Source organism: Parafrigoribacterium humi, assembly GCF_040227205.1.
Classification (GTDB): domain Bacteria; phylum Actinomycetota; class Actinomycetes; order Actinomycetales; family Microbacteriaceae; genus Parafrigoribacterium_A; species Parafrigoribacterium_A humi.
In genome coordinates this window covers 428007-440596 of the sequence record NZ_JBELOA010000001.1, presented here as the reverse complement: position 1 = coordinate 440596, position 12590 = coordinate 428007, and the positions used below count along the sequence as shown (strand labels likewise).

Here is a 12590-nt window from a genome sequence, read left to right as displayed (position 1 = left end):
TCTTCAGAGAGAGGTGGCTTCCATGGCCATTGCACCCGTACATTCAGATCCTTCTCGCGCGAGCGAGCTGCAGTACCCACCGGGCATCTCGGTGTCGAACACCGACACCCTGTTCTTCATGTCCGGTGCGACGGCGATCCCGCTGTACCACATGCATCCGCACATCGACGAGGAGTGCATCGTCCCTGACGACATCAGGGAGCAGACCAGGCGCATCCTCGTCACCTTCGACGAGATCCTGAAGTTCAACGGTCTCGCCTGGCACAACGTCGTGAAGTTCACGCAGTTCCTCACGGACATCCGGGAACACGACGCGGTGCAGGAGGTCATCACCGAGTTCTTTGCGGGCTCGAACTGGAAGCCCGCATCCTCCTCTGTGGCCATCAACAGCCTGAGCGCTCCCGGCGCGCGACTTGAGATCGACGTCATCGCGGCCAAGTCCGACGACTGATTCAGAAAGCGAAGAACCATGACCAGCATTGAGACCATTCAGCTCGATCCGAGCAAGGCACACTGGCTGCCCTACGCGCCGGCCGTGAAGGTGAGCGGTCCGACGAAGCTCTACTTCCTCTCGGACATCGGGCCGATCCCCACGTACCACCGCCAGCCGCTCAGCCGCGAAGACGCCGTGCTGCCCGACGACATCCGTGAGCAGGCGCGGATGACCTTCCAGAACCTCTCGGACCTGCTCGCCAGTCACGGGTTGGGTTGGCAGAACGTCGTCAAGGTGCTCGAGTTCCTGAAGGACATGCGTGAGGCGGATGCGGTGCATTCGGTCATGGGCGAGTTCTTCGGGGGCACGAGATGGTTTCCGGCGAACACGATGGTGCAGGTCGACAACTTTGTCGCACCCGGCGCGCGCCTGCAGTACGACGTGATCGTGGCTGGACCGCTACACCCCTAGGGCGATGCGCCCCAGCAGCGCATCGAGTACCCCGACCTGGTCGACCACGTAGGCGGTCTTCGGGTCGGGGAGTGTCATCACCTTCAGCCCTGCGGCGACGCAGAGGATCTGGTCGACGATCTCGTCGTTGCTCAGCTCGGTGGGCAGGAGCGACGCCGCCCGCGCGAGCTCAAGGTGCTGCTGCATCCAGTGCCGCCAGATCGCGTACGAGTCCGCGTGGATCTTCATGAGCTGTGTGTTGACCGAGGTACGGTCCCAGAAGGCGACGGTGACCCTGGACTCGACGGTGCGCTCCTCATCGAGCGGCAGCATCTCCAGGCAGAGGCAGCGGATGGCGTCGAGACCCTTCTTGTCGCCGACCGTGAGTGCCGCACGCTCGTTGATGCGGTAGAAGGTGCGCTGGAACGCCGCGGCGAGCAGTTCGTCCTTGTTCGTGAAGTAGTGCTTGAGGCCGCCATTGGCGAACCCGGCCTCCGCGGCGATCTCGCGCATCGTGGCCGCCGCGAATCCGCCGCGCGCGATGATGCGCCAGGTGGCCTCGATGATCTGAGTCCGGCGCTGGTCGTGATTGGCCTGCCTAGACACGATCGGGTTGCCGTCCCATCTGCGGTCTCGTCATCAACATTTCTCCAACTGTAGACAAAAACAGTTGGCGCGACCAGCATCACGGACGTTCGACGGGGTAATCGCCGCACAGCGGCGCGATCGAGCCACGCTCGATAATATTGCTCATTCCGCCGTCGGCGGCACGATTGCGCGCGAGAGGGTGCGGGCGCAGCCTCGCGGCGTGCGCCAGCACTGAACCCCTAGGAGATGCGCCAGCCGCGGTCGACGTACATGTTCGTCGCCGAGACACCGCGGTTGTTCAGCAGGAACTGCGTCGCATCGACGATGTCGGCCATCGTCGCAAGCTTTCCACCCGGCGTGCGCGACTCGTAGCCCTCGAGCACCCCCGCGGGCTTGTCTGCCCAGAACGGACTGTCGCCGATGATCCCCGGATGGATCGCGTTGACCCGGATGGGAGCGAGTTCGAGCGCGAGGGTCTTGACCATGCCCGCAACTCCACCGTTGATCGTCGAGACGGTCGTCGAACCGGGGTACGGGGCATCCTTCGCGCGACCGCCGAAGAGCACGATGCCGGTGTCACCCGTGGGATCGAGCCGATCGAGCAGCGTGTGGATGACCTCGGTGTATCCGACGAGTTTGAGCGTCACGAGGCGGATGGCCCGCTGGATGTCGTAGTCGCGTGCCGTGTTCGCGTCGCGTTCGATGGCCGCCAGGACGAGTCCGTGCACTTGTCCGACGCCCGCGAGCTGGCCCGCGATGGTGGTCGGCTCGGAGATGTCGAGCGCGACGCCGGTCACGCGGTCCCCGACGGATGCGGCGATCTCTGTTGCGCGCTTCTGGTCGCGACCGGTCAATACGGCCCGGTCACCGCGGGCGACGATGTCTTTGACGAGTTCGAGTCCAATGCCGGACGTTCCTCCGACGACGACGATCGTTCTGTCAGTCATGGCTTCTCCTTTGAGGCTGTGATGCTTCCACTGCTAAAACTAGCAGTGACACTGGACATATATGTTCAGTCATGCTTAAATCTCTGACAAGCTGACTGACCCGAGGTTGTTGAGACTGTACGCATTCGCCTGCGCCTCAAGGCCGGTCGCGGCGGGCGAAGACGCTCGCCGGGACGCTTCTCAAGGAGGATGAGCGCATATGTCAAGTAATGGTGTTCCCCAGGCCGGACAGCCGGTCGTATTCCGGAACGGAATCGTTCTCACCATGGACGATTCACACACGGTCATCCCGCGGGGTGACGTGCTCGTGGTCGATGGCAAGGTTGCCGACGTAGGCCCGTCTCTCGCCGTTCCGGATGGCACCTTCGAGATCGACTCCGAGAACGGCATCATCATGCCGGGCATGATCGACACGCACAGGCACATGTGGCAGTCGGCGATGCGCGCGTACGGAGCGGACTGGACGCTCACCCAGTACTTCGTCTGGTACTACCTCGAGCACGGCATGAAGTTCCGCCCGGAGGATGTCGCGGCCGGCAACGCCATCTCCGCGCTCGACGCCGTCGAGTCCGGTGTGACGACGAGCGTGGACTGGTCTCACGGCCTCCGCACCCCCGACCACGGCGAGGCGGCATACGAGGCACTCGCCTCCTCGCCCGGACGATTCGTCCTGGCCTATGGCAACCTGGCCGGCGCTCCGTGGGAGTGGTCGCAGGATCCGAAGGTGCGCAGGCTCATCGAGCGCGCCCGTGACGACTCCCGGCTGTTCGGCGCGCAGATCGCGTTCGACGTTCCGGGCGACCCGGGCTTCCCCGAGGCTCCGGCGTTTGCGCTCGCCCGCGAGCTGGGCGTCAATGTCACCACCCACGCCGGCGTCTGGGGCGCGACCAATGACGATGGCATCCGTGTCATGTACGAGAACAAGGCCATGCAGCCCGGCTACGTCTACGTGCACGCGGCCAGCCTCAGCGACGAGTCGTACCAGATGATCGCGGCGTCTGGCGGGACCGTGTCGCTGGCGACCGAGAGCGAGCAGACCTGCGGCCAGGGCTATCCGCCGTCGCACGCGCTGCGCAAGCACGGCATCCAGGCATCGCTCTCCATGGACACGAGCGTCTGGCAGAGCGCGGACATGTTCTCCGCGATGCGCGCAACGATCGGTGCGGACCGTTCCTGGGAGCACACCCACGCGCACGAGACGGGCGACACCGTCACCCACGTCGCGCTTCGCGTCGAGGAGGTCGTCGACTGGGCGACTCGTGGCGGAGCCAAGGCCCTGGGCAAATTCGACCAGGTCGGAAGCCTGGAGAAGGGCAAGCTGGGCGACGTCGTGCTGATCAAGAACGACGACTCACCCACGATGACCCCGATCCTGAACCCCTACGGCCACGTGGTCTACCAGGCAGGTCGAGGCGACGTGCACACGGTCATGATCGGTGGCGAGCTGATCAAGTCGAACGGCAAGCTCATCGCCGGAGACCTCCGCGGCGTCAAGAAGCAGCTCGAGAACACGGTCGACTACCTGCAGAGCGCGCTCGGCTCCGAGACCTGGAACGCCGGCATGAACCCGGACATCCCCGAGGTCGAGATCCTGACCAACCCGTACCAGTACCGCAAGTAAACACGTCGGCGCCCAGGGAGGACACCGTGAGTACAGCTGTAATCAAGTGGTTGGAAGGGTATCGAGAGGCGTGGGAGAACCGCGATCCGGATGCCGCTGCCGCACTCTTCACCGAAGACTCCAGCTACACGGAGCAGCCGTACCAGGAGCCCTTCCTCGGGCGCGCCGGCGTTCACAAGTACTGGACCGAGGTCACAGCGACGCAGAGCGATGTCGCGTTCCGGTACGGCACTCCCGTCGTCGATGGATCGCGCGCCGCCGTCGAGTGGTGGGTGACGATGCGCAACGGCGGCGCAGACGTCACCCTGGCGGGGGAGTTTCTACTGGTGTTCGACGAGCACGGACTGTGCCGCGAACTGCGCGAGTACTGGCACTTCAGCGAGGGGCAGCTGGCGCCGCAGGCCGGCTGGGGACAGTAACGACCGCAATGATCGCGATAAGCGGAGCCACGGGCCACCTCGGTCGCATGACCGCGCAGCGCGTCGCGGAGCTGGGGTGCGACCCCGGCGACCTCGTGCTCACCACCCGGACTCCGGATGCCGTGGCCGAGCTCGTTCCAGGAGCCCAGGCGCGCGTCGCGGATTTCGGGAGGCCGGAGACCCTCGCGAGTGCGTTCGGCGGCGTTCGGCGGCTGCTGCTCATCAGCACGGACACCGTCGACGAGCGGAGTGTCCAGCATGCGGCCGCGATCGACGCCGCGGTCGCCGCGGGCGTCGAACACATCATCTACACCTCGATGCTGTCTCCCGCGCCGCCGAACCCCGCGCTCATCGCGGAGAGCCACTGGGCTACCGAGGAGCACCTGCGCGCGAGCGGGGTCGCATACACGATCCTTCGCTGTTCGCTCTATTCAGACTTCCAGGTGTTCGAGGCCGCCGAGGCGCTGACATCCGGTCGCTTCGTGCACAATCGTGGCGCGGGGGGCTGTAGCTACATCGCGCGGAGCGACTGTGCCGCCGCAGCCGCCGCTGTCCTAACCGGGGATGGGCACGAGGGGCAGGTGTACGAGCTCACGGGCCCCGAGAGCCTGGACGCCGATTCTCTCGCCGCGCTGTACTCGGAGTTCGGTGATCGAAGCGTCGAATCGGTGTCGGTGGGTGACGATGAGCTGCTTCGCGTGCTCGCCGCCGACGCGGGCACCGACGGCCACGTGCAGTACGGCGCCACGCTCGCAATCTCTCTCGGGCGAGCGATCCGGGAGGAGCGATTTGCCGCAGTCACGGCGACGGTCGAGCAGCTGACCGGCCGCGCACCGCGTGCCGTCTCGGCCCTTCTCGAGGAGAGCAAGAACGTCATGCGCTCGAGCGTCGGCGGACTGTAACGAATTACAGTCGGAATTAACAGCTGACCAGAAAACACTTGCTTAATCCCGTAAAACTCGGCATGGTGTTCACTAATACTGAAATATATGCAGTTATACGCAACATCCCCTTCACATCTGGTTCATTGCAGTTGATTTCAAAGGAGAAGTCATGCGACACAGCACACGCCCCTCGTTCCGCAGACAGGCTGTACGAGCCCTGGTCACCCTCTCGGTAGCCGCTCTCGCCCTCACCGGCTGTAGCGCCCAGTCCGATGGCGGTTCCTCGGACAAGGCCCCCAAGAACGACAAGGCCCTCAACATCGCGTACATGTCGTTCGCGGTGGCCAACAGCTACGACGCGCCGATGCTCGCCGCGGCCCAGGCCGTGGCCGCAGACAACAACGCAAAGATCACCGTCTTCGACGCAAACAACGACCCGCAGGCCCAGTTCACGCAGCTCCAGAACGTGATCACCTCCGGCAAGTACGACGGAATCATCACCCAGCCGATCTTCGGTACAGGGCTCGTCGACCTCGTCACCCAGGCCATCGACCAGGGCATCAAGGTCGTGAACATCAACCAGATCCTCGGCCCGGACTTCACGACGAACAAGCCGCAGATCAAGGGTCTCTCGGCGAACGTCACCTTCGTGCCGACCGACATCGGCAAGAAGATCGGCGAGCAGGTCGTCGCGGCGTGCGCATCGCAGAACCTCGACCCCTGCACGGTCGGCTACCTCTACGACATCAAGGCGTCCGTGCTCGACGTGGCCATCCGCGACGGATTCAACGCCGCCATCAAGGGCTCGCCCGTGAAGGTCGTCGCAGAGGGAGAGTCCTTCTTCACCGCGACGGTCGCCCTCGGAGCCGTGCAGGACATGCTGCAGGCGCACCCGGATGTCAACCTCATCGCGGGCTCTGACCAGGGCATCCAGGGCGCGGTCCAGGCGCTCGATGCCGCGGGCAAGACCGGCAAGGTGCTTCTCGTGGGTTTCGGTGCCAGCTCCGTCGGCACCCAGGCGGTTGCGGCAGGAAAGTGGTTCTCGACCGTCGCGATGACACCGGCCTCCGAGGGTCGTCTCGGAATGAAGGCGCTCATCGAGGCACTGCGCAACGGTAAGGACTCCGGGGCGATCGACCCGACCAAGGGCATCCCGAACGACGGGGTGATCGACAAGAGCGTCGCCAGTTCCTTCACGGCGGAATGGGTCGGATAGCTCCATGAGCACAGATCTTTTGTCCGGCTCCTCGCGCCTGCCGCACGTGCAGTTGCGAGGGGTCGGCAAGAGTCTTGGCGGGTCGCGCATCCTCAGCGACATCGATCTCACCGTCGCCAGGGGATCCATCCACGGCCTGGTGGGGGAGAACGGAGCGGGCAAGTCATCGCTCAGCAAGATCATCGCCGGCCTCCTCATCCCGGACGAGGGAGAGCTGCTGGTCGACGGTGAGCCGATGGTGTTCCGCTCTCCGCGCGAAGCCCTCGCGCACGGTGTCGCGACGATCGCGCAGGAACTCGCGCTCGTGCCCGCGCTCACTGTTGCCGAGAATGTCTTCCTCGGCAACGAGCCGGTGAAGACCGGGTTCGTGCAGCGCAAGGCACTCCGGGCTCGTTTCGACGCCCTCGTCGCGGAGACCGGATTCGAACTCCGCGCGGATGCCGTGGTCGGCTCGCTGAGAACGGCCGACCAGCAGAAGGTGGAGGTGCTTCGCGCGCTCGCGAGCGGCGCATCGTTCATCATCATGGATGAACCCACCGCGGCCCTCTCCGCACAGGACGCCGAGCGTCTTCACGAGGTCGTGCGCTCGCTCGCGCGGTCGGGCCGCACCGTGCTCCTCATCTCTCACTTCCTCGGCGAGGTGCTCGACCTCTGTGACACCGTCACGGTGCTGCGCGACGGGCACCTCGTGCGTACCGCTGCCGCGGCGGAGGAGTCTGAATCGTCACTCATCGAGGCCATGCTCGGCCGCAGCCTCGGCTCTGTGTTCCCCGCCAAGGGCACGGCAGACCCGTCGGCCGAGGAGGTACTGCGGGTGCAGGACCTCGTCGCCCCGGGCGTCAACGGCGTCTCGTTCAGCGTGCGCGCGGGGGAGATCGTGGGACTCGCCGGGCTCGTCGGCGCAGGGCGCAGCGAGATCGTGCACGCGATCTTCGGCTCCAGCAGGCGCCAGGCAGGCCAGGTGACCGTTCGGGGATCTCGACCGGGGCGTGGGGGAATCGCGGCCTCCCTGCGCGCCGGGATGTTTCTCATCCCGGAGTCGCGCAAGGATCAGGGTCTCGTGCTCCAGCGTTCCGTACGCGAGAACGTGACGCTCGCCAACCTGGGGCGTATCAGCCGCCTGGGCTGGGTGCGCAGAAGAGCTGAGCGGCGGGAGGTCGCGGGCCTCCTGCACGATGTGACCGTCGGCGGCGATGACAGGCGAGGGGTGTCGAAGCTCAGTGGAGGCAACCAGCAGAAGGTGTTGTTCGCGCGGGCGCTGCAGCATCCGCGCAGCCTGCTCATCGCGGATGAGCCGACGCGCGGCGTCGACATCGGCTCCAGGCGAGCGATCTACGACCTCATCGTCGCGCAGGCCGCCGCCTCCATCGGAGTGATCGTCGTCTCCTCGGACGTCGAGGAGATCCTCGGCCTCGCCCACAGGGTGCTCGTCGTGCGTGGCGGGAGCATCGTCGCGGAACTCGAGGGCAGCCAGATGACAGAAGAGAACATCCTCGTCGCGGCGTTTGCCGAGGCGGGCGCGAACCACGACCAGACAACAGCAGGGGTGACCTCATGACCGACACCATGCCCACAGGCCAGAGTGAGCTGGCGACTCCACGCTGGGGCGTCCGCCAGATCCAGTGGCGGTCCGTGGCGATCCTTTTTCCGTTCCTGGTGCTGTTCATCGCGCTCTCGATCGGAAGCCAGCGCTTCCTCTCGCCCATCAACCTGCTGAACATCCTCGATCAGCAGTCGGCGACCCTGATGATCGCCGCGGCGGGCACGCTCGTGCTCATCAGCGGCGGCATCGACCTGTCGGTCGGCGCGACCTATGCGCTGTCCGCCGTCGTCGCCGGGACCGTCACGATCTCCTCCGGGCCGGTGTTCGGCGTGCTCGCCGCGCTTGCGGTCGGCATCGTGGTCGGCCTGGTCAACGGCGTCGTCAGCACGGTGATGCGTGTCAATTCGCTCATCGTGACCCTGGCGATGTCGTTCATCGTCGCGGGCGTCGCGAGCCTCGTCACCGGGGGCAACCTGGTCGTGCTGTTCGACCGCCTCGACTTCGCCGCCATTGCGCGCACGCCGTTCCTCGGAGTGCGGACCTCGATCTGGGTGATGATCGTCGTCGTCGTCGCGATCGGAATCCTCCTCGCGCGCACCACGACCGGGCGCTACCTCTACGCGGCGGGGGGAAACCCCGAGGCAGCGAGGCTGGCGGGCATCCGGGTCAACGGCGTGCGCATCCTCGGCTTCACGCTGAGCGGTGCGGCAGCGGCCCTCGGTGGAATCATCGACACCTCGCGGGTGCTGAGCGCCCAGGCGTCACCGGGCACGGCGCTCACCTTCACCGTCCTGGCGGGGATCGTCGTCGGTGGAACCTCGATCCTCGGCGGTGAGGGCGCCGTCTGGCGCACGGTCGTCGGCGTGCTTTTCATCGCGCTCGTCGGCAACGGGTTCAACCTTCTCGGCGTCGACGCCCTGTTCCAGCAGATCACGCTCGGAGTCATCCTGCTCGTCGCCGTGGGCATCGACGCCTGGTCGAGGGCGCTGCGGCGCTGAACCCGCGCGCATGGTTCAGCGTGCCGCGGCCGCCATCAGAGCGAAGTTCGCCGGGTCGGGCGCGAGTTCCCCGCGCTCGATGCGGTGGGCGATCTCGACGACCGTGGAGTTCATCGGGGTGGCGATGCCGAGCCTGGCACCCTCCGCAACCACGTGGCCATTGAGGTCGTCGACCTCGCTGTGCCTGGACTTGCGCCAGTCCTGCAGCACGGTCGTCGTTGCACCGGGCACGACGAAGCCGGCGAAGAGCTTGTCGAGCATGATCTCGACCACCTTCGCGGGGTCGGAGACCTCGTCCGCGGTCAGTCCGAAGATCGGCAGGATGGGGTGGCCGAGGGCCTGGGCCACGTCGAGCGCCTCCTGGCCCGCCTTCAGCATGACCTCGCGCATTCCGGGAACGTGGAGTGCATCGAGCATCGGCAGGCCGAGGATCGCAGAGGTGACGAGCAGTGTGCTGTTGCTGATGAGCTTCATCCACTTGGTCGCCGCGATGTCGTCGACGAGCTGCACTCTGCCGGAGTGGCGCAGGATGGCCGCGACCTCCTCCTTGCGCCCGACCGGTCCTCCCGCCGGAGCGCCGACCGCGAACCAGGACTGCACGGTTCCGGTGTGCCGGTGCACGATGCCCGGCTCGTCCATGGTGGAGGAGACCTCGATGACGGTGCCCATGGTTCGTTCGACGCCCACGGCGTCGACGATGGCATCCACGGTCATCCCGTTCTGGAGGCCCGCAAGCAGTCCGTCGTCCGCGAGGTAGGGGGCGATGAGACGCGCGGCCCAGGGGGAGTCGTAGGCCTTCATGAGCATGAGCACGAGGTCGAACTTCGTGCGCAGCGTCGCGACCTCGCACAGGTGCATGGTGCGCGGGCGAACGTGCAACTCGCCGCCGGGGGAGAGGATGCGCAGGCCATCCGCCCGCATCCGTTCGACGTGCTCCGGCCACTGCTCGATCAGCACGACGTCGAGACCGGCTACGGTGAGATCCGCCCCGATCGATGCTCCGTTCGCGCCGGCACCGAGCACTGCGATCCGTGGTTGGTTCATCTCAACTCCTATCGGCAAAGCTGTCATCAGGTTACAGTAGAGATGTACACAACAGGGTGCATATCCTGCGAAATCGCGCCGCAGGCGCGGACATCGTAAATCTGCACTGAACACCATCTCGGGAAAGCAGAAGCCAATGATCCTCCATCTCGCAATGTTCACCTGGCGCGACGATGTCACGCCGGAAACCGTCGCTTCGCTCACCGAGGCACTGAAGGAGATGGCCGCGGGCATCCCGTCGATTCGCTCCTACGTGTGTGGTGACAATCTCCACGTGCGCCCGGGCGGCGCGGACTATGCCGTCGCCGCGATCGTCGACGACGAGGCCGGCCTGAACGCCTACATCGACTCTCCGCTGCACAAGGCCGTCTACGACAGGTACCTGGGCAGCATGATCGCCGAGCGGATGGCCTCCCAGCTCGACCTGGCGCAGGGGAGCCTGTCGTGAGCACCATGCGCGCAGCGGTGCTCCATGCCGTGAACGACCTTCGGGTGGACGAGGTCGAGGTCCCCGTCCCCGGCCCGGGCGAGGTGCTCGTCAGGGTCGCGGTGTGCGGCGTCTGCGGCAGCGACGCGACGGAGTTCAGTCGTGGCCCGGTTCTCACAGTCATGCCCGTGACGCTCGGGCACGAGTTCGCCGGAACCGTCGAAGCGCTCGGTGATGGTGTCAACTCCGTGGCTGTCGGTGCGACCGTCGTCTGCGGTGCGGGCGTCTCGTGCGGCCATTGCAAGCCGTGCCTGGAGGGGCGCACCAACCTGTGCCGCGAGTACACGACGCTCGGGCTGCAGCACGACGGTGGCCTGGCCGGCTACGTCGTGGCACCCGCGGACATCCTTCTCGACGTCTCGGACAGCGGGCTCTCGCTCGACACCCTGGGGCTCAGCCAGCCCATGTCGATCGCCGTGCACGCCGTGCGTCGCAGTGGGCTGCGGGCCGGGCAGGATGCGGTCATCGTCGGAGTGGGCGGAATCGGCGTCTTCATCACCGTGGCCGCGGCCGCGGTGGGTGCTCGCGTGCTCGTCGTCGACCTCAACGAGGAGCGGCTCGCGCTCGCGGAGGCACTCGGTGCGTTCGCGACACTGAAGGCGGGAAGCAGCACGCTGGGCGAGCGTCTCAAGGAACTCGGGATGGATCCCGATGTGTTCTTCGAGGTGAGCGGTTCAGCGCCCGGGCTCGCTTCGGTGCTCGAGGTCGCGATGCCTGGATCCACAATCGTGCCCGTCGGCATCCAGCGCGGCGAGCCCGCACTGCCGCTCGGCTCGTGGACGCTGAGCGAGTACACCATCATCGGGACGGTGGCTCACGTTTTCAGGGCCGACATGCCCGAGGCGGTTCGACTGCTCGGAACGCGCGACGACTGGTCGGACATCTCGCACGAGGTCCTGCCGCTCGAGTTCGTGGCAGAGGAAGGCCTTGTGCCCCTGACCAACGGCACGGCGGAGCAGATCAAGACGCTCATCGATCCGTGGATCACGGAGCGCAGGCTGGCGGATCATTCCCGAGCCTGAGTTCCCGGATGCACTGATTTCTGGGATGCACCGAGCTTCCGGATACCTGGGGGCTGTGCGGTAGGAGAGGTCCCAGGTGTTCAGAAGACTTCAGGCGTGGAAGTTGTCCATGACCCGCAGCACGTCGACGGCGGAATCCAACTGTGAGTTGTCGTGAGCGGAGGCAGCCCCCGGCGCGGCGGTGAGTCCGTCATTCTGCTGGCGACGTCCGACCACGAACCACACGCCCCTGGCCACCGTCGTGCCGTTGTTCGTGAACAGGTGCGGCCGAATGGAGTCGAACTGCAGCGAGTCGCCCGGCCCGAGCACGTGGGTCTCGAACTCGAGCTGGAGGGTGAGGCTGCCCTCGAGGATGTAGGCGTACTCGATGCCGCTGTGGCGCATGAGCTTGCCCTCGACCGAGCTGGAGCCGCCGGGCTGGTAGGTGACCAGAACTGCGTCGCCTGGCCCGCCTGGCTCCGAAGCGAGGTGCTCCCAGCGCACACCGTTCTCCATCTCGAGCACGGCGTTGTCGGATGCCCGCTGCACGTTGGGCACGGTCGCCGCTGTGCGATCCGGCCGGGTTGCTGCATGAGTGCCTGCGGGCGCTCCTCCGAGCAGTTCATCGAGCGAGAGCCCGAGGTGCGTGGCCATCGCGTACAGGGTGGACACGGACGGTTGCGTCTTCCCGGTCTCGACCTGCGATATCAGGCTCGCGGAGACGCCCAGGGACTGCGCGAGGCTGCGCAGGCTCAGTCGTCGCAACGTTCGCGCCTCCCGCAAACGAGCACCGACACTGTTCTCCGTCATACAGCTCTCCAAAGAAAGTCCAGCCAGGGTTGACACTATCGTGCGAGAAGAAGGTTTTCGCCCGAAAACGCACTATTTAGGTCAGAATACACGGTCTATACGTTAAGCTATAGTGAACGTGATTTGCCTGACTATACAGCCGGCTGATA

At 65.8% G+C, this 12590-nt stretch carries 14 protein-coding genes; 10 read left to right on the top strand and 4 right to left on the bottom strand.

Annotation, left to right across the window (positions count from 1 at the left end; translation table 11 throughout):
• Nucleotides 1–22: 22 nt before the first annotated feature.
• Entirely contained in the window at nucleotides 23–451 is a 429-nt protein-coding gene (locus tag ABUA28_RS02095) for a RidA family protein (RefSeq protein ID WP_349902279.1), read from the top strand.
• Nucleotides 452–469: 18 nt separating this feature from the next.
• Nucleotides 470–904, top strand: a complete 435-nt coding sequence (locus ABUA28_RS02090) for a RidA family protein (protein WP_349902278.1) — start codon at nucleotides 470–472, stop codon at nucleotides 902–904.
• Here the strand turns inward: ABUA28_RS02090 and ABUA28_RS02085 are convergent.
• Nucleotides 893–1489, bottom strand: a complete 597-nt coding sequence (locus ABUA28_RS02085; protein WP_349902277.1) for a TetR/AcrR family transcriptional regulator — start codon at nucleotides 1487–1489, stop codon at nucleotides 893–895. The genes ABUA28_RS02090 and ABUA28_RS02085 overlap by 12 nt on opposite strands.
• A 221-nt stretch (nucleotides 1490–1710) precedes the next feature.
• Nucleotides 1711–2418 carry an SDR family NAD(P)-dependent oxidoreductase gene (locus ABUA28_RS02080; RefSeq protein WP_349902276.1) on the bottom strand — a complete coding sequence of 236 codons (708 nt, stop codon included), beginning with the start codon at nucleotides 2416–2418 and terminating at the stop codon, nucleotides 1711–1713.
• Nucleotides 2419–2617: 199 nt separating this feature from the next.
• Here ABUA28_RS02080 and ABUA28_RS02075 point away from each other — a divergent pair, with 199 nt between their 5' ends.
• The 6 genes from ABUA28_RS02075 (at nucleotide 2618) to ABUA28_RS02050 (ending at nucleotide 9099) form a co-directional block, all read left to right on the top strand.
• Nucleotides 2618–4039 carry an amidohydrolase family protein gene (locus ABUA28_RS02075; RefSeq protein ID WP_349902275.1) on the top strand — a complete coding sequence of 474 codons (1422 nt, stop codon included), beginning with the start codon at nucleotides 2618–2620 and terminating at the stop codon, nucleotides 4037–4039.
• A 26-nt stretch (nucleotides 4040–4065) separates the two neighbouring features.
• A complete protein-coding gene (locus tag ABUA28_RS02070) occupies nucleotides 4066–4458 on the top strand; it encodes a nuclear transport factor 2 family protein (RefSeq protein ID WP_349902274.1) in 393 nt (130 codons plus the stop codon).
• Nucleotides 4459–4466: 8 nt separating this feature from the next.
• Nucleotides 4467–5360 carry an NAD(P)H-binding protein gene (locus tag ABUA28_RS02065; RefSeq protein ID WP_349902273.1) on the top strand — a complete coding sequence of 298 codons (894 nt, stop codon included), beginning with the start codon at nucleotides 4467–4469 and terminating at the stop codon, nucleotides 5358–5360.
• A gap of 151 nt (nucleotides 5361–5511) precedes the next feature.
• Nucleotides 5512–6558, top strand: coding sequence for a sugar ABC transporter substrate-binding protein (locus ABUA28_RS02060; RefSeq protein WP_349902272.1), 1047 nt, complete (start codon nucleotides 5512–5514; stop codon nucleotides 6556–6558).
• Nucleotides 6559–6562: 4 nt separating this feature from the next.
• Nucleotides 6563–8116, top strand: coding sequence for a sugar ABC transporter ATP-binding protein (locus ABUA28_RS02055; RefSeq protein ID WP_349902271.1), 1554 nt, complete (start codon nucleotides 6563–6565; stop codon nucleotides 8114–8116).
• Nucleotides 8113–9099: an ABC transporter permease gene (locus ABUA28_RS02050; protein ID WP_349902270.1), complete on the top strand. Its 987-nt coding sequence runs from the start codon at nucleotides 8113–8115 to the stop codon at nucleotides 9097–9099. The genes ABUA28_RS02055 and ABUA28_RS02050 overlap by 4 nt, the downstream gene beginning before the upstream one ends.
• Nucleotides 9100–9114: 15 nt before the next feature.
• On the opposite strand, the gene ABUA28_RS02045 is transcribed toward ABUA28_RS02050, so the two are convergent.
• Nucleotides 9115–10143: a ketopantoate reductase family protein gene (locus tag ABUA28_RS02045; protein WP_349902269.1), complete on the bottom strand. Its 1029-nt coding sequence runs from the start codon at nucleotides 10141–10143 to the stop codon at nucleotides 9115–9117.
• A gap of 136 nt (nucleotides 10144–10279) precedes the next feature.
• Here ABUA28_RS02045 and ABUA28_RS02040 point away from each other — a divergent pair, with 136 nt between their 5' ends.
• Both ABUA28_RS02040 and ABUA28_RS02035 read left to right on the top strand, forming a co-directional pair.
• Entirely contained in the window at nucleotides 10280–10591 is a 312-nt protein-coding gene (locus tag ABUA28_RS02040) for a Dabb family protein (RefSeq protein ID WP_349902268.1), read from the top strand.
• Between the two features lie 5 nt (nucleotides 10592–10596).
• A complete protein-coding gene (locus tag ABUA28_RS02035) occupies nucleotides 10597–11652 on the top strand; it encodes a zinc-dependent alcohol dehydrogenase (RefSeq protein WP_349902688.1) in 1056 nt (351 codons plus the stop codon).
• A gap of 90 nt (nucleotides 11653–11742) precedes the next feature.
• Here ABUA28_RS02035 and ABUA28_RS02030 read toward each other — a convergent pair whose 3' ends face one another.
• Complete coding sequence (locus ABUA28_RS02030) at nucleotides 11743–12441, bottom strand: helix-turn-helix domain-containing protein (protein WP_349902267.1); 699 nt, start codon at nucleotides 12439–12441, stop codon at nucleotides 11743–11745.
• Nucleotides 12442–12590: the final 149 nt, after the last annotated feature.